At 34.7% G+C, this 17,709-nt stretch carries 12 protein-coding genes; 3 read left to right on the forward strand and 9 right to left on the reverse strand.

Annotation, left to right across the window (positions count from 1 at the left end; translation table 11 throughout):
- Positions 1-32 precede the first annotated feature (32 nt).
- Both ACH2BP_RS02175 and ACH2BP_RS02180 read right to left on the reverse strand, forming a co-directional pair.
- Complete coding sequence (locus tag ACH2BP_RS02175) at positions 33-416, reverse strand: RidA family protein (RefSeq protein ID WP_395056574.1); 384 nt, start codon at positions 414-416, stop codon at positions 33-35.
- 8 nt (positions 417-424) lie between these two features.
- Positions 425-2,170: an ABC transporter ATP-binding protein gene (locus tag ACH2BP_RS02180; RefSeq protein WP_395056576.1), complete on the reverse strand. Its 1,746-nt coding sequence runs from the start codon at positions 2,168-2,170 to the stop codon at positions 425-427.
- Between the two features lie 117 nt (positions 2,171-2,287).
- On the opposite strand from ACH2BP_RS02180, the gene ACH2BP_RS02185 reads away from it, so the two are divergent.
- Both ACH2BP_RS02185 and ACH2BP_RS02190 read left to right on the forward strand, forming a co-directional pair.
- Complete coding sequence (locus ACH2BP_RS02185) at positions 2,288-3,238, forward strand: GSCFA domain-containing protein (RefSeq protein ID WP_395056578.1); 951 nt, start codon at positions 2,288-2,290, stop codon at positions 3,236-3,238.
- A 2-nt stretch (positions 3,239-3,240) separates the two neighbouring features.
- Entirely contained in the window at positions 3,241-3,861 is a 621-nt protein-coding gene (locus ACH2BP_RS02190) for a DUF4230 domain-containing protein (RefSeq protein ID WP_395056580.1), read from the forward strand.
- Here ACH2BP_RS02190 and ACH2BP_RS02195 read toward each other — a convergent pair whose 3' ends face one another.
- From ACH2BP_RS02195 to ACH2BP_RS02215, 5 genes are all read right to left on the reverse strand, one after another.
- Entirely contained in the window at positions 3,862-5,619 is a 1,758-nt protein-coding gene (locus tag ACH2BP_RS02195; protein WP_395056582.1) for an aromatic amino acid hydroxylase, read from the reverse strand.
- Positions 5,620-5,665: 46 nt separating this feature from the next.
- Entirely contained in the window at positions 5,666-6,631 is a 966-nt protein-coding gene (locus ACH2BP_RS02200) for a DUF6340 family protein (RefSeq protein WP_395056584.1), read from the reverse strand.
- A gap of 144 nt (positions 6,632-6,775) precedes the next feature.
- Positions 6,776-7,306 (reverse strand): DUF4136 domain-containing protein, encoded by a 531-nt coding sequence (locus ACH2BP_RS02205; RefSeq protein ID WP_395056586.1) that lies wholly within the window; start codon positions 7,304-7,306, stop codon positions 6,776-6,778.
- A gap of 64 nt (positions 7,307-7,370) precedes the next feature.
- The gene (locus tag ACH2BP_RS02210) at positions 7,371-9,353 is read right to left on the reverse strand and encodes a urocanate hydratase (RefSeq protein ID WP_395056588.1); all 1,983 of its coding nucleotides are present in this window, start codon (positions 9,351-9,353) and stop codon (positions 7,371-7,373) included.
- A gap of 71 nt (positions 9,354-9,424) precedes the next feature.
- On the reverse strand, positions 9,425-9,610 hold the full coding sequence (locus ACH2BP_RS02215; RefSeq protein ID WP_395056590.1) for a DUF5522 domain-containing protein: 186 nt from the start codon (positions 9,608-9,610) through the stop codon (positions 9,425-9,427).
- A 25-nt stretch (positions 9,611-9,635) separates the two neighbouring features.
- Between ACH2BP_RS02215 and ACH2BP_RS02220 the strand changes: the two genes are divergently transcribed.
- A complete protein-coding gene (locus tag ACH2BP_RS02220) occupies positions 9,636-9,962 on the forward strand; it encodes a hypothetical protein (RefSeq protein WP_395056592.1) in 327 nt (108 codons plus the stop codon).
- A 1-nt stretch (position 9,963) separates the two neighbouring features.
- Here the strand turns inward: ACH2BP_RS02220 and ACH2BP_RS02225 are convergent, their stop codons facing one another.
- Complete coding sequence (locus ACH2BP_RS02225; protein ID WP_395056594.1) at positions 9,964-14,880, reverse strand: GEVED domain-containing protein; 4,917 nt, start codon at positions 14,878-14,880, stop codon at positions 9,964-9,966.
- Between the two features lie 570 nt (positions 14,881-15,450).
- The gene (locus ACH2BP_RS02230; protein WP_395056596.1) at positions 15,451-17,697 is read right to left on the reverse strand and encodes a beta strand repeat-containing protein; all 2,247 of its coding nucleotides are present in this window, start codon (positions 17,695-17,697) and stop codon (positions 15,451-15,453) included.
- Positions 17,698-17,709: the final 12 nt, after the last annotated feature.

Consider the following 17,709-nt stretch of genomic DNA (forward strand, 5'->3'; position numbering starts at 1 on the left):
TCCAAGAGTTTGGAACTCTTGGAGGGTTTTGTTTATATTGCTTTTTTATCAATTACAGCCGTTGCTTCTATCTCAATAAGCCAATTTCTATTTCCTAAAACGCTAACGCCAACTAAAGTGCTTGCTGGATAATTTTCAACACCTAAAAATACTTTTTGGACTTTTCTAAAAATAGGCAAATCTACTTCTGGATTGAAATTTACAATATAGGTATTCATTTTTACGACATCTTGAAAACTCGAATTACATTCTTTTAAAAGGGTTTCTAAATTTTTAAATGTGGCAATAGTTTGTGATTCTAAATCATTTCCTTCGCCAATTTGCCCTGAAATATGCAAGGTTTTGGTTTCGTCAGTTTCTATAATTACGACTTGTGAAAAGCCTTGATTTGGATGTAAATATTCTTTTTGAAACATAGTGTAAATTATTTTCTCTCTCCAATCTGTTGTCTCCACATGGCATAATACAAACCTTTTTCTGCCAGTAAATCTTCGTGTTTGCCTTGTTCGATGATTTTTCCTTGTTCTAGAACAAAAATGGTATCAGCATGCATAATGGTAGATAGTCTGTGTGCAATAAGAACAGTAATTCGGTTTTGGTCTGAAATATTTCTAATAGTGGTGTTTATTTCTTCTTCGGTAATCGAATCTAGTGCTGAGGTTGCTTCGTCAAAAATTAATAAATTTGGATTTCTCAATATCGCACGAGCAATAGACAAACGTTGTTTTTCGCCGCCAGAAACCTTAATTCCACCTTCACCAATGGTCGAATTTAGTCCGTCTTCAGCACGATTTAGTAATTTTTCGCAACTGGCTTTGTGTAAAGCATCCAAAAGATCTTGATCGGTAGCGTCAGGTTTTACAAACAATAAATTCTCACGAATAGTTCCCGAAAATAATTGTGCATCTTGTGTTACAAAACCAAGTTGCTTGCGTAAGTCTAATAAATCAATAATATTAGAATCGATGCCGTTATATAAAACTTGTCCTAACGCTGGCGGATACAATCCTACTAACAACTTGACCAAAGTTGTTTTCCCAGCACCTGATGGACCAACAAATGCAACTGTTTCTCCTTGTTTGATATGAAAATTGATATTTTCGACCGCTGAAAATTTTGCTGTTTTGTGTTTAAAACTAACATTTATAAATTGTAAAGAAGCAATTTTACCTATCGATTTAGGATTTTCTGGACGAAACTCAGATTTAGCATTTAATAAATTTTCGAAATTTTCCATCGAAACTTTCGTTTCATTTTTCGCAATAATAAAGGCACTTAATTCTTGGAGTGGATTAAAAATAAAGAAGGTAAAAAACACCATCGTGAGCAAATCTCCCACTACTATTTTATCGCTAAATAAGAAATAATATAAAGTAAAAACAACAGAAGTTCTCATAAAATGAACCGTTGTTCCTTGTATAAAACTTAAACTTCTAATAAAACGAATTTTTTCTATTTCTAAGTGTAAAATTTTATGTGTATTTGAATTTAAACGACTTTCTTCTTGTTGTGTTAAGCCTAAACTTTTTACTAATTCGATATTTCGCAAACTTTCAGTTGTAGATCCAGCAAGCGAATTGGTTTGTTGTACGATTCTTCTAGAAACTACTTTGATTTTTTTGCCCAAAAACGAACTAATGAAAGCAATGATTGGTGCTGTTAGTATAAATACAAAAGCAATGCGATAGTCAATTTGAGAAATGTAAACAATCACAAAAATAAATCCAATAATGGTTTGAAATATTAATGAAATAGAAAGTGTGATTAGTTTCTCCGAATCGGTACGTGCTTTTTGTAATTTACTCAATGTTTCACCACTTCGTTGGTCTTCAAAATCTTCATAGGGTAAGTCTAAAGATTTTTTAATTCCGTCGGTGTACATTTCAGCACCTGTGCGTTGAATCACTAGATTAGTAAAATAATCCTGAAAATTTTTAGTAATTCTAGAAATCATAGCAGCACCAAGCGAAAGTCCAATCCAAAAGCCAACAGCTTTTAGGAAACCCATTTCGTTTCCTTTATATTTAGCAATTCCCACACCACAATCTTGCATGAGTTTACCTGTAATAATCGAATCGCTTAAGCTAAAACATATGTTTATGGCAGCCATAACTAAGGCAAAGAGTAATAATGTTTTATGTTTTATTAAGTAAGAATATAGGAGTTTCATAGAAGAAAATATTAATATTAAAATGGCTTTCCATTTTAGAAGAGCAAAAATAACAAATAAATAGGCGTAATGATAATTGATTACTAAATTTGTGTTTTTAATAACAATTAAATAGAAATGAACTTTACTACAAAAATTCCTTTGGTAAAAAGCAATCATCTAATAAACTATAATTCCAAAATAGTCTCACTAGGTTCTTGCTTTGCCGAAAATATGGCGGAAAAATTCGAGTATTTTAAGTTTCAAAATGTAGTCAATCCGTTTGGGATTATTTTTAATGTTGTTTCTATCGAAAAACTAATTTTCAGAAGTATTCACAAACAATATTTTACCGAAAAAGACATCTTTTTTCATCACGAATCTTGGCATTGTTATGAAGTTCATTCAGAAATGTCAAAAGGAAATAAAGAAGATTTTTTAGCAACTTTAAATGAATTAATCGATTCCACAAATAACCAAATAACCAAAGCTATACATTTTACAATCACGTTAGGAACCGCTTGGGTTTACCGAAATATTGAAACCAAAGAAATTGTTGCCAATTGTCATAAAGTCCCGCAAAAACAGTTTGTAAAAGAATTGCTTTCTATCGAAACCATTCAGCAAAGTTTACAAAACATAATTACTCTAATAACGGAAGCAAACAAAGAAGCAAAATTTGTTTTTACCGTTTCGCCCGTTCGACACATTAAAGATGGGTTTGCGGAAAATACTTTGAGTAAATCGTATCTAATTTCAGCAATTCACAGTATTGTCACACTGAGCTTGTCGAAGTGTAATTATTTTCCTTCTTACGAAATCATGATGGACGAACTCCGAGATTATCGTTTTTATGCCGAAGATATGTTGCACCCAAACCAAACCGCCATCGATTATATTTGGATTCGTTTTTTTGAGAATTATATTGATGAAAAGGAGTTTGCTACAATGCAACAAGTTTGTGATATTCAAAAAGGATTGCATCACAAACCTTTTAACCCAAAATCTGATTCTCATCAGGAATTTTTATCAAAACTTCAAGATAAAATCACTAAACTTGTAGTCATATATCCATTTATGAAATTTTAATTATGCGAAACAAAATAGTATCAGGAATAGGAATTATAATTGCGATTGTTATACTATTCAAGTTTTGCACATTCAAAAAAGATGACAATTCAAGTTTAGAAAACAGCACAGCGTTAATACAACAACAAATTGTAAATGTTGGAAAACTAGTTGTTACAGAAGGTCATTTTGCCGAAGTGCTAACTTATAAAGACCAAGATACTTATTTTGGCGGTATGGTTTCTTTTGATAAAAAAGCATTAATCGTAGTAAATGCTGAGGTAACCGTTGCTTACGATTTACATCAAATGGAATATGATATTGATGAGAAAAATAAAATAATTACCATTCTTAATATTCCAAAGGAAGAAATAAAAATCTCACCAGACATTCAATTTTACGATGTAGACCAAAGTAAACTGAACCCATTTACTGGCGATGATTATAACAAAATAAACAAACAGGCTAAGGCAAGTTTAGCCAAAAAAATAGAGAAATCGACCTTGAAATCTAATGCTCAAAATCGATTAATTTCTGAATTGTCTAAAATGCTAATTCTTACCAACTCGATGGGCTGGAAATTACAATACGAAGGAAATATTATTGGAAAAGAAAGCGATTTTTCTGCTAAAATAAAACCTTAATTATACTGCCGATTCTTTTTCTAAAATTAGTTCTAACCCATTACTGATTAATTTTTTTACTTCGGGTCTAGACACTTTCAAATTTTCTAAATGAGAAATAATTTTTGATGTAAGTACAGTGTCTTTAGTATGAATTAATTCTACAATTTCTACTGAAAGCAACCAATCTTTCGGATGATTTTCCAGCAGTTTGTCGAAAGTGTTTTCTAATGATAAATTAGTCGATATCCCTTCGCGAATATCACGTACATTTTGGTATAATCCTTCTAATTCTTCACGTTCAGGTGTTTTTTTAGATTTGATGGTTTTAGATGAAGGAATATGTGTAATCATATCGAAACTATTTATATCAGCTGGGCCAGAGAAAGCTGAAATTACTTTTTTACCTACTGCCATATCATAAATCCCCCATTCTGGCTGAAACAAAACGGTTTCGCCATGAGTAACTGTACAATTTTTGAAACTTATTAGTATAATTTCACCTTGCAAATTGCGTGATCCAGTAATAATTTCGCCAGAAACTATGATGTTTCCTTCAAATTCCAAAGTGACTTTTCCAGCTTCGTAAATATCGTAGGCTTTCAAATCGCGGGGACTCATGTCTTCGATAGCAAGATTAATTCCTTTTAGTTTCCCAATTGGGCTCCCAAAACCTTCTGCATGATATGATGTTCCGTGACCCACGAGTTCTTTTTCTCGATAAGACAAAGATGTTTTACCAGTAGTTTGTATGTAAACGGGTTTTCCGTCATCTTCAATAACATTGGTAAACAAACCTGAAACTTGCAATCCTGTGCTCATTTCGATAGTTCCAATCGCTTTCGAATTAATTAGTTTCTGAATGCCGGACAATCCACCAGTTCTTAAAGCCATTTTGTTTGCAAACTCTTCTAAAACTTCACTTAAGTAAGCAAAATCTGGGGTAACAAAAAGCTGAGGTTGTGGTTTTGTAATGTCAAAACTTTGGTTTACGGCATTAATAGAGTAGGGAAGTTTGGTTACATTTTCAGTCATGCACCAAGCGCTTTCGCCAATAGAAGAAAGTAAACCGGCACCATATATTTTTGGATTATCGATTGTTCCGATTAGACCATATTCAACTGTCCACCAATGTAAATTTCGTATTTGTGCCATTTCTGACATTTCTCCCATATTATTTTGCAAGAAATCTACTTGTTTTTCGGCAGCATCTATTTCGGTTTGTGGTGTTCCTTCTGCTTCTTTTACTATTGAAAGTAATCGTACTGCCTCATACATTTCGTAATCACGTGATGAGGATATGGCTTTGCAGCCTATTTCACCAAAACGACGTAAATACTCAGCATATTCTGGATTGGCAATAATAGGTGCGTGACCAGCTCCTTCGTGAATAATATCTGGAGCAGGCGTATATTCTATATGTTCTAATTGTCTAATATCGGATGCAATAACAAGCACATTGTATGCTTGAAATTCCATAAATGCATTAGGTGGAATAAATCCATCTACGGCTACGGCAGCCCAACCAATTTCTTTTAGAATTCGGTTCATGCCATACATATTTGGGATGTTATTTATTTCAAGACCTGTTTTTTCTAACCCTATAAGATAAGATTCATGAGCAACTTTAGACAGGTAATCTACATTTTTACGCATTACATAACGCCACACAGCTTGATTTACAGGAGTGTAGTCACTATAATCTTGGGGCTTGATAAACTGCTTTAAATGCTTTGGTAGTCTGTCAATCAGTGGGTTGCTTTCAAAAGGCGCTTCCATAATTCTATAGTTGTTGTTTGGAAGTAAAAGTACTAAATCTTTAGAATTATTTCAACTGTTCTTCAAGTTGTTTGTTCTTATTTATTCTTCTTTTTAGAATGTTTAGGTATTTTAAAGCTAATTTATTGTTGTAATCTGAATATGATTTTGAAGCCCATTCGACTGCGGTGTCTAAATTTCCGTTAATTTCATTTATAATCGCCATGTTATAACAAGCCATTCCAGCAATTTTACCATTAGGATTGTCTACTTCTTTTGCCCAAAGTTCAGCTGCGCTATCCCATTTTCCTGTTTGTGCTCTTCGCATTGCGGTGACAAAATTATTAGTACCTTTTACAAAATAATCTCTCGAAACTCTTATATTGTATGGTAATATTCTTTGTGCATAGGAATGTCCTATTTTATCGCTTAGGTTTAGTACAGCTTCTTTTCTTCCTATAATAGCTTCAATTGCTTTAACAGGATTTATACCTCTTCCTAATAACGTTACGTTGTCGAGCGTTGAGAATTCATCTACAATCACTTTGTTTTTTAGGGAATATATTCGCCATCCGGTTTTTATGAGTGTTGTAATGGTTGCTTGGTGTTCTATAAGCGGAATTTTTAGGCCTAAAATATTGGTTGTTTCTACGTTATTCACTTTATAATCAACTTTTGCATCGGTATCATAATAGGAGAGTTCATATACTACATCTACTTTATTTTCTTTACATATTTGATCTATTTTTTCCCAAGAAAGGGCTTCAGGGAAAAGATCTAAACCTGTATTTTTCAGGTTTTGCCCTTCGATAATTTTAGCGCCAATGATTTGGTTGTTTTTAGAAAGTTCGTTTTGTAAACTTGCAATAGTATTTTGAGCTCCTTCTTTATCTAAATTTTTACCTTCGATAGATAAAATTTTATCTATGGCATCGATAGCTTCATTTTTTTTAGATGGTATGCTTCTGTTTATTATTCCTATGGAAATATCTTTAGCATTTATGTTTACTGGCGCAGGTTGTAGGACATTCATAGTCAGTAAATTTGTAGAGCTACATGACGATATAAAGACGCTTGTAATAAGTAGGAATGCTGTGTTAAAGTATTTTTGAATCATATTTTTCCATTTAAAATAGATGGTCTGCAAAAGGACAGACCATCTATACACTTTTTATATTTATTTTTTTATAGGTGGATATTGGGCTAAAATACTAGTAATAAAACATTTTATATTCTCGTCTTTTTTGTCTGTATTTTTTGTCAGATATCCCACACCTTCACCTTGCCAAATTAACTCTCTTTTATTAGAATCTATCAAATCGATTGTTAATGTTCCTTCGGTATTTGTATTTACAGTATAATTAGTTCCCCAATACGGATTCCAACCAAATCCCCAACCATAACCGTAATTTGCATTAAATTGGTTAACATTAATATTTTTTTCGGCTTTGGTAGTAATGTTAATTAACAAATCTGGTGTTTCGCTTTTTGTAAAACCTTTAGCGGTCATCACTTCATCGATTGAACGAAGGATACGTTTTTTATCTAAATCGGAAATTTCAACTTTGTCTATGCCGGTTTTATGAAAAGCATAGGATTTATAAACCGAAAAATCTGTTTTTTTGTCATAATCAGAATTTACCCTTACTGCACTACATGAGGCTAATAAGAATGTTATCAATATCGATAAAAATTTAATTGTTTTCATAATTCAAGATTGTTAGATTATTAAATTTTTGGATTGTTAGATTATTATCGATAATTCTAATTATCTAAAAATCTAATAATCCGTCTTCAACTATATTAGGGATGGTAATTTTTAATAAAGGTTGTGTTGCCATTGCTCTTTTTATTGCGAAAATGGCATTGTCGTTTCTTGCCCAGCTTCTTCTTGATATACCGTTGTTTACATCCCAAAAAAGCATCGATTCTAATCGTTTTGAAGCTTCTTTAGATCCATCAAGAACCATACCAAAACCTCCATTTATTACTTCACCCCAACCAACGCCACCACCGTTGTGAATAGATACCCAGGTTGCGCCACGGAAGCTGTCTCCAATCACATTCTGTATCGCCATATCGGCAGTAAAACGGGATCCGTCATATATATTTGAAGTTTCTCTGTAGGGTGAATCTGTTCCTGAAACATCATGATGATCACGACCTAGAATTACTATTCCAATTTCTCCTTTTGCAATCGCTTGGTTAAATGCTTCTGCTATTTTTATTCTTCCTTCGGCATCAGCATACAAAATTCGTGCTTGTGAACCCACAACCAATTTGTTTTCCTGAGCGCCTTTTATCCAAGTGATATTGTCTTGCATTTGTTGCTTGATTTCTTCTGGCGAGTTTTGCATCATTTCTTCGAGAACTTTGCAGGCAATTGCATCGGTTTTTGCTAAATCTTCTGGTTTTCCTGAGGCACAAACCCAACGGAATGGACCAAATCCGTAATCAAAACACATAGGTCCCATAATATCTTGCACGTAACTCGGATAGCGAAAATCTATTTTGTTATCTGCCATAATATTGGCACCTGCACGACAAGCTTCAAGTAAAAATGCGTTTCCGTAATCGAAGAAATAAGTTCCTTTTGCGGTGTGTTTGTTTATCGCTGTTGTGTGTCTTCGTAAAGTTTCTTGTATTTTTTCTTTGAATAATTCAGGATTTTTGGACATCATTTCGTTGGCTTCTTCAAATGAAATTCCAACAGGGTAATAACCGCCAGCCCAAGGATTGTGTAGCGATGTTTGATCGGAACCTAAATCGATATGTATGTTTTCTTGATCAAATCGTTCCCAAATATCAACCACATTTCCTAAATAAGCAAGAGAAACGACTTCTTTATTGGCTTTCGCCAAAGCGACTCTGGCAACCAATTCATCTATATTTTCATAAACTTCATTTATCCAACCTTGGCTGTGACGAATGTGTGTAATTTTTGCATTTACTTCGGCACAAACTGTAATACAACCCGCAATATTTCCTGCTTTGGGTTGCGCGCCACTCATTCCGCCTAATCCAGAAGTTACGAATAATCCTCCTGATGTAGGTTTTTTAATTTTTCTAAAACCGTTCAAAACTGTAATAGTGGTTCCATGTACAATGCCTTGTGGACCAATATACATATAACTCCCTGCTGTCATTTGTCCGTATTGCGAAACTCCTAAAGCATTCATTTTTTCCCAATCATCTGGTTGAGAATAGTTAGGAATTACCATTCCGTTAGTTACCACAACTCTTGGTGCTTCTTTATGAGAAGGGAATAATCCCATTGGGTGACCAGAATACATAGCTAGTGTTTGCTCATCGGTCATTTCTGATAAATATTGCATTGTCAATAAATATTGTGCCCAATTTGAGAAAACAGCGCCGTTTCCACCATAAGTAATTAATTCATGTGGATGTTGTGCTACAGCATAATCTAAATTATTCTGAATCATGAGCATGATAGCTTTTGCTTGTTCGCATTTCCCAGGATAATCAGAAATTGGGCGAGCTTTCATCTCATAGTCTGGACGAAAACGATACATATAAATGCGTCCGTAAGTTTCTAGTTCGTCTGAAAATTCTTTGATTAATGTGGCATGGTGTTTTGCATCAAAATAGCGTAAAGCATTTTTTAAAGCTAATTTTTTTTCATCTGCCGAAAGAATTTCTTTTCGTTTTGGCGCATGATTTATTTCTAACTCGTATGGTTTATGATTAGGAAGTGTAGCTGGTATTCCTTGTTTTATTTGTTCTTGAAAAGTCATTTTTTTAGTTTAGTTAGATTTTAGAATTTTAGATTTTTCAGATTTTTTTTATCCTAAGAAGTCTAAAATGTCTAAGAAGTCTTGTTTTTAATAGTTCCTGTTTTTTTATCAAAACCATAAGGACAGTGGCGACAACCGCTTTTGCAACAATGTCCACGCTTTAGGTGGAATTTCTCTGTAAAACATTTGTAGCCTTCGGGTGTGTAATAAAAATCTTCACCTTCTATGGGTTTATTTTCTTTACTTTGTAAATTCATATTACAAATTTATAAACTTTAAAGTATGTTTCTAATTGTTTCTAAATATTTAATTCCAAAAAAATACCGAGGACTTACTTTTTTTCCTTTTGTAATTATTAGAAATGGTTTTGACAAAACAAATAAAGTTTTAATAAACCACGAAAAAATTCACATTCGTCAGCAATTAGAGTTACTTATTTTGCCTTTTTATATTTGGTATTTTACTGATTTTTTAATCAAAACCATTAGATACAAAGATAGCAACAAAGCTTATAGAAATATTATTTTTGAAAGAGAGGCTTATACAAATGAAAAAGACCCTGATTATTTAAAGTCAAGGTCTTTTTGGAAATTTTTATATTATATGTAATTTAATAAATTACTTTCTTAATCACTACTGTGTCATTTGCTAAAATTACTTTAACGACTAGAACATTTGTTGTTGGTCTTAATTCTGTTAATATAACTTCATGTTTACTGACATTTTTCTTATCTAATAAAGTTTTTCCTAAAACATCATAAATAATAATATCTTTAATATTTTCTTTAGTTGATATTATATTGATACCACCATTAGTAAATACTTTTATGTTATTTGAAGAATTAAAATCATTGTTTGAAAATGCTTTTTTAGTATAACGAATTACAAACCTATCGTTTGTAATGCCTTGATCCGCTAAAAACTGATAAGGTGCTGCAGTAAGATTATGAATTACGTTTAATAATTTATCTTCTAGATATACAATTTGAGCACCACCTTTAAACAATCCGTCAACCTCTGCAATAGCAATATTAAAAGTTCCTGAAGCAGGAATTTGAACTCCCATTGGTATAGTGTCATTAATATCAAATGGCAATGCTTTTCCTTGGATAATCATTGGATTTTCATTAATCAAAGAATAAAAATTTTGACTTGGTTTATTATCTGTAAACATATCATATAAACGGTCTTCATCTTTTGTTGCACCTTCTACATATCCTACTAGGGTTCTGTTTACTTCTCCTGTTGATGATACTAGATCTAACCAAATTCTATTTTTCTCTAATGTATTTGTTGTATTTGCATTTTTATAAAACTGATTATTAGCAAAATCTGGACTTCTCATCGAATTATTGAAAGTTACGGTGTTTGAACCAGCAGCTCCTGCATTCATTAAAACCATAAATCCTTGACCTGAGCCAATTTTGTAGTCAAGAGCTCCACTCGTTGCTCCTGTTAAATTAATAGTAATATAATCTGATGGGAAATAACTTACTGCAAAATTTTGGTAAAAAGGATCGGTTACATTTGTGGGTAATAATCCATGAGACCAAATTTTAACACTTCCAACTATATTGCTATTTGCTGGTAATGTCAAAAATTCATTTACACCTATAGCTGACGGGTAAGGGTTTCCTATTAGATTCCAGTTGTCATCTGTTGCTGTTCTTGGTATTCCTTGGGTTCCTACAGTAGTGTAATTAGTACCTCTAAAAATTGAAGGAGAAAATGTTCCGTTATTTGGCACTCCAATAAAGTTTGCTGTTAGTGCACTTGGAGCGGCATTTGTAAATCCGTTTGGTGCACGAAGAATATATCCAGTACCAGGAATCATATTTTCTGTTGTATTTACCCAATTGCCTTGACCTCCATTTGGATTAGCGGTAGTTGTTCCCCATTTAAATATATATCCAGCAGGCGTTAGTGGCGACACACTTTGCACTGGGAATGTTCCGGCTAGTAAGTTACCAACAGGAGAAGACCAATAACAATAATCTTGTAAGCGAAGATTTGCTATGCGTTCCATATTAATATTTCCAGAATTCATAACATTATTTGTTTGTACTAAACTTCCTGTGTTTTTAATATTAAAAGCACCACCTGAAATAACAGTCACAGCATTAGTCACAGTAATACTATAACCAGCATTTATTGTTAAAACACCTCCGTTTTGTACTGTTACACTACAAGCCAATGCGTTTGCTCCCGTTCCTATAATTGGGTCATTTGTAACATTAGCGATGCTTACAGACTGAGCAGCAGTAGGTACACCAGAAGGAGTCCAGTTGCTAGCAGTATTCCAGTTTGTGTCTGCAGAACCATTCCAAGTTTTATCAGTGTTTACAGTTACAGTTGTTTGTGCAGTATTTGAATATACAAGACCGTTACATAATGTATAAGTTAACTCTGCAGTATATACAGTTGTAGCAGCTGGGCATACACTTACAGTAGCTGCGTTTCCTACGACAGTTCCTGTGGTTCCTCCTCCTTCATACCATTTTATAGAAGTTGGAACATTTGCACCGTTTGGTGTAAAACGCCATGCTTCATTTGTAGCAGTCCAATCAGGATCTAAACCGTTTCTGCCTGGTGCTACAGTTGCTAATGTTCCTGTTGCATTTTGAAGACCAACAATAGCATTACCACCGTTCCATATGCCTCCAGAAGAATTAGTATGTGTGGTTATTCTTTTTTTCTGAATATAAACTTCTATAATATTAGTGTTTTCGTATAACACCATCATTCCTGTATAATCGTTTGTTGTGTCACTAGAATACATTGGTACATTAGACCATGAAGCAACTAATGCTCTACATCCAGTATTTAGTGTAATCAATTCCCAACCCACTTCTCCTCCAATTAAAGGATTAATGTCATGAAAAACGCCAAAAATTGAGTTTTCAATTAAAGCAGAATGACCAGCTACAGGAATGTTTGAGGCTGTTCCAGAATCTGTATTGAAAGACCAATTACATGTACCCCCGGGGGTATTTACCACGGTGTCAAATGTTATAACACCATTAGAACCAATTAAACATTTATTATAAGTGTTTCCATAAAAACAGAAGTTAAATGGTAAATTAATTATTGGAGACCATTTGTCATCAATGTTAACACTTACAGGGTTTCTCATGCAATTAAATTGATAGGGCGGTGCATAAGGTATTGAAGCCACAGTATAACTTGTAGTTTGTTTAATAGGCGAGAATGTAGCTTCTAGATTGGCACATGCGCCAGTAGAACAATTTATGGGTGGTGCTGGTGCGCCACTTAATCCTAATCCTCCAGATATTGTATTTGGACAACCTAATGTAGTTGTACCTGTGCCAGGTCCTACTGAACATGTTGGTTGTGTAAATGTTGTTGTACCCACCCAAACGCCATTCCCAGTTCCGGAAGCAGTACAATTTGCTCTTACCCAAAAATAATATGTGGTTCCTAATGTTAATCCGGTAAGTGTTACAGATGTTATTCCTGCGCCTACAGAACCTGTTGGCACTGCAGCTGGTGCAGGAAAAGTATTTGTTGTTGATAAAATATACTCATACCCACTAGAAGGCGCAGGAACTCCTGCGGTCCAACTTACTGTAGTTGAAGTTGATGATGCAATAAAAACTGAGATAGCTGTAGGATTACCAGCACAAGGTAATGGGGCCAAAACTGTAAAAGTATAATCCTCAGTTTCTGAGCTAGTTGTAGAACCACAAGCTGCTGGGTTTGTTGAAGAACCATTAGCAACAATTCTCATTCTATAGTTTCCAACTGCTGCCGTAGCGGGTACGCCAATAGTCCCAGTAGCTGTAGAAACATATGCACCACTAGCATATACTTTTTCTCCTGCATCATTAAAATCTAAATCGTTATTCCAATCGACCCAAATATTAATACCTGCGGTACCTCCAGTAATTGCTGTCGAAAAACTAACAGAACTTGATGCTACTTGACTTACAACTTGTGCTGTAAAATTACCGTAACCACCCGCCGAAAGTCCAGAGCCATTATTAGTTATGTTAGATGTTCCTCCTGATGTTGAAAAATTATTTACAAAATAACTTGATCCTGTTGAAGTGGATGAGCAATATCCTGTAAATAATGAAGTTCCTATCCAAGAGCTAAAATCTCCTGCGCCACAATCTGATCTTACAAAAATGTAATAAGTTGTATTTGGTGTTAATCCAGTAAAGGAAGCTGTAGTTACTGCTACAGGAGTTCCTGCTCCGCCTGGTAATGTATTGCTGGTAGATATAACATATTGGTATCCAGCTGGTGCCGTTCCTATTGTAGGTGCTATCCAAGATGCATCTCCAGATGTTGTAGAGCTTGCATTGGCGGCTAATCCTGTTGGAGGATAACAAGTTGGAGGCGTTGTTACTTGTATTCTATAATCTTCCGCTTCAGTATAGGTTTCACTACTGCAAGCTGGAGGGTTAGTGTTTAAATAATGACTAACAACTCTCATGCGATAATTTCCAATAGCTTGTGCTCCTGGAATATTAAATGAGCTTGCAGCAGAAGCAACATAACCTGCTGAAGCATATACTTTTTCTCCAGCGTCTGCAAAATCAAAATCATTGTTCCAGTCTACATAAATATTTATTCCATGCGTGCCTGAGCTCATGTTAACTGCAAAGTTTATTGCGCCACCTGCAATTTGACTTACCACTTGACTAGCATAATAATCTCCATATCCTCCTGAAGTGAATGTTGTAGTGTTATTTATGTTAGAAAAACCGCCAGTGGTTGTAACGTTGCTTATCCAATAAGATCCATTGGAAGCTGTGTAAGCACATGGAGCTGATGGAGCACTAGAGACTAAAGATATATTATCTATTGCTCCTGGAGGTTGTGTTCCTCCGCTTCCGTCATTTGTCCATTCGAAAACTAAACGTACGGTTGTACCAGCATAAGCAGTTGGTAAAGTTAAATTTGCAGTTGTCCACGTACCTTGAGAATTTAAATCTCCTCCAATTTGTATGTTACCAGTAGGAGCAGTTCCAGATGTTGTTATTCCGGTTCCGTATGCAGGAGTTACTGTTGTAGGTACTACCCATACTCTTAGTCTATCGAAAGATGTCTCCCCTTGTCCAATCCAAGTAAAGCTTAAAGCAATATTGCTTTCTCCTGCTGGTATTGTGATGTCTCTGTAAACATGAGTTGCTCTCGCGGCTGTTACGTCATATGTATGTGGCGGTGGAGTGCCTCCACTATTTTGAGAAACATATGCGCATCTTGTGCCTGAAAAACCTACGGTTGCCCCTGTGTTACATATCCATTGGTTTCGTGTGGCTGTGCCAGAAGTATTTGTCCATCCATTTGAGGCAAAAGTAGTTCCGCTTTCAAAACCTCCTACAGTTGCAGGATTGATTATTGTAGTTTGCGCATTTAAGAGGCTGGTTGAAAGTAAAGGAACAATAAGTAAAGTAATAAGAGCTATCCAAGAATTGGTTTTTAAGAGTTTTTTATTGTTTGTTTTTTTGGTTTTCAACAAAAAAACTGATAAAAGACCGAAAGCGTATTTTTTTTTCACAGCAGTATTGTTTAAGTTGTTTAGTTAGTTAATTTAATGTTAATTAATTGCCTTGGAAAATACTAAATTTTCGTTAATGTGAACGTTAATATCGATGAAATACACAAATAATCGTTAAAGCACGTAAATAATCGACAAAATATACATTTTAGTAAGTAAAACTTGTGTTTTTAAGTTTTTTGTATAATAGAATATCATTTTTTAAGAATGATGTTGCTTTTTTATCAATAAAGTATTGATTTGATAATTTTTAGATAAAACAAATATTAAAAAAAGGTCACGAAGGAAATAAGTTTTCATGTGGTCTTAAATAGCTATTGTTTGTTTCTGATCTGAATTTGCTTCTGATGATTGTAATTGTTTATGCTTTAAATTTTGTTTTCTATTTTTATCAGTATTTCTACAATTGAGTAAGTGCTTGTTCCTTTTTTAAATTTTGGTTGATTTCAATTTAAAATGATCTCTCAATATTTTTTAGTTATTTATGACTTATAATTTTGTTTAAAAAAAAAGACCTTGATTATTTAAAATCAAGGTCTTTTTGGAATTTTTAAAATTATTTAAGAAAGCTTATTTGATATCATTATTACTTGTATCAGCATCTTTTACTTTTTCTAATTTAGTTTGTTTTAGTTCAGGACTAGGTAATGCTGTCGGTGCATCTGGATAACGTAATGTTTGATAATTTACTGTTTTTCCAGTATTGTCTTTTTCATCAGCTCTATTTCCAACAATATGCCAAGAGAAACTTACATTAGAATTTCCTCCGTTTAGTTCTTTTACAGTAAATCCATTTTTTGATTTGCTAGTTACATATACGCCATTACAATCACCTTCTAATTGAATGAAAACTTTTAACGGATGCTTAGCGTCTACAAAAATATTTTTTGCGAAAATAGGATCTACATTAATTATTACTTGTCCGTTTAAAAGCTGTCCTACACCATAGTCTTCAAATAATACCTCAGGAGCTTCTGGGGCAAACATGATTTTTTTAGAGTCGTTTGCTTTGTCACTTGCTACAATTGTTGATACTGTACCATTACCAATAATTTTATAATTAGTAGCACCAATATTTGCACCCACATAGGCAAATCCTACACCTGAACCACCGCTTGAAAAATAACCACCATAAGTAACAGTAGATGCTCCTAATCCTCCAGCTCCATCAGGATCAACACCTGTTGCAACTCCGGCTAAACTAGCTGCTGGATCATCTGCTAGTGTTGCAGTTGCGTTAAGGGCATCAAAACGAGCAGCATTTCTATCGCCAGTTGTGGTTGAAGCAAATGCAGACAAACCTAAAGTTGTTCCAGTAGCGGCTACTCCTGATCCAAAACCTGCGAAAGATGATGATGAAGATCCTCCTTGTCCTACGCCAGCAACACCAGTACTTGTTACTGCTGTTTTTCCAAAACCCGCTATTCCGAAGCCTGCTCCATTAGAGGTTGTTCCCGAACCCGCTAATGAAGTTATACCTACATTTTGACCTACTATAATCGCTCCTAGTCCGTCAGTAGCGTTAGTGTTGTTTATAATAAGACCTGCTGAGCCAGCACCTGTACTTGCTTGTATGATGCTTATTCCTCTAGCATTTGCTAATGTAGTATTGTTATTTAATAATAAACCTCTTTGGTTTGTATTGTTGTTGTTTGTAATACTTAATAAATCTACTGCTGTAGCACCAACTCCGATTCCGGTATTTCCAGCTGGAGCAATTTGTAATCTTGGTGCTCCATTTGTTGAAATATGTAATGCCTGTGCGTCCGAAGTACCAAGGTAACTAACTCCTGGAGCAGCAAATGTACCCGGAGAAGTAGAGGCATTACCCGTTAATGACCAGTCAAGACCTCCGGCAGAACCTGCAAAGGCTATCCATCTTGTGCCATTCCAAAAATATAACCCTGGCCCCACATTGTTAGGGGTAACGCCGGCTGTTGTAGTATTGTATATTATTGTTCCTGAGGGTATTACCCCGCCTTGTGGGTTTATTACAGGTGCTTGCAAGCTTGAATCCGTAAGTGCAATTCTAGGTATAACGATACCTTTATCAGTTGTAGTTAGGTCTAGTAATCCGGTTGGTAAAGTAGTTCCTATACCTACATTTCCATTAGCGTCAATGGTCATTCTGTTTGCTCCATTAGTACCTAACTCTATACTATTAGCTGATGTGGTTGCAATTTGTAAATTTGTACCACCATTTGCGTGAATAAACGCTTTTCCGTTAAGTGCAGATCCTCCGCCTGTATAAGGGTCTGGGTTTGCAGCTACTCCAGTTATTAATCCAACTGTTGCAGCTTTAGAAAAAGCAATACTGCTCTCTGTTGTTGCTAGGTTACTGTTTGTTTGTAACAATCTAGTAGGGAGAGTAGTTCCTATACCCACATTTCCTGCACTAGTAACCCTCATTTTTTCGGTGTTATTTGTTCTAGTAACAAAATCTATGGCATCTGTAGTTCCAACAAAATTTGTTGCTGCAACTGTTCCTGCGTTTCCTAAAATAGTCCAATCGCTATTTAGGCCTGTTTGAATTTTTATCCAAAGAGCACCGTTCCAATAGTAAAAACCAGGAGTAACGGCGGTAATTCCTGCTCCGGCAGTCGCAGTATTGTATACTAATTCTGATGTGGTTGGTGTAACTACTGTTGCCACAGTTGTTGCAGATAATGCAATTCGAGGGATTAGTAATCCGTCATTTGCAGAGGTAATGTCTAAGGCTCCAAAAGGGGTTACTGTTCCAACTCCAACTTGTGCTTGCAGGGAGCTAAACGATGCTATCAATACGATGGCAATATAATTTAAGTATAGGTTTTTCATAGTTAAGGGTTT

It is taken from the genome of Flavobacterium sp. (assembly GCF_043756175.1).
GTDB lineage: Bacteria > Bacteroidota > Bacteroidia > Flavobacteriales > Flavobacteriaceae > Flavobacterium.

What these genes read in the sequence shown, in the direction of transcription:
- ACH2BP_RS02175 (WP_395056574.1), bottom strand. Translation starts at nt 416, where the DNA reads ATGTTTCAAAAAGAATATTTACATCCAAATCAAGGCTTTTCACAAGTC.
- ACH2BP_RS02180 (WP_395056576.1), bottom strand. Translation starts at nt 2,170, where the DNA reads ATGAAACTCCTATATTCTTACTTAATAAAACATAAAACATTATTACTC.
- ACH2BP_RS02185 (WP_395056578.1), top strand. Translation starts at nt 2,288, where the DNA reads ATGAACTTTACTACAAAAATTCCTTTGGTAAAAAGCAATCATCTAATA.
- ACH2BP_RS02190 (WP_395056580.1), top strand. Translation starts at nt 3,241, where the DNA reads ATGCGAAACAAAATAGTATCAGGAATAGGAATTATAATTGCGATTGTT.
- ACH2BP_RS02195 (WP_395056582.1), bottom strand. Translation starts at nt 5,619, where the DNA reads ATGGAAGCGCCTTTTGAAAGCAACCCACTGATTGACAGACTACCAAAG.
- ACH2BP_RS02200 (WP_395056584.1), bottom strand. Translation starts at nt 6,631, where the DNA reads ATGAATGTCCTACAACCTGCGCCAGTAAACATAAATGCTAAAGATATT.
- ACH2BP_RS02205 (WP_395056586.1), bottom strand. Translation starts at nt 7,306, where the DNA reads ATGAAAACAATTAAATTTTTATCGATATTGATAACATTCTTATTAGCC.
- ACH2BP_RS02210 (WP_395056588.1), bottom strand. Translation starts at nt 9,353, where the DNA reads ATGACTTTTCAAGAACAAATAAAACAAGGAATACCAGCTACACTTCCT.
- ACH2BP_RS02215 (WP_395056590.1), bottom strand. Translation starts at nt 9,610, where the DNA reads ATGAATTTACAAAGTAAAGAAAATAAACCCATAGAAGGTGAAGATTTT.
- ACH2BP_RS02220 (WP_395056592.1), top strand. Translation starts at nt 9,636, where the DNA reads ATGTTTCTAATTGTTTCTAAATATTTAATTCCAAAAAAATACCGAGGA.
- ACH2BP_RS02230 (WP_395056596.1), bottom strand. Translation starts at nt 17,697, where the DNA reads ATGAAAAACCTATACTTAAATTATATTGCCATCGTATTGATAGCATCG.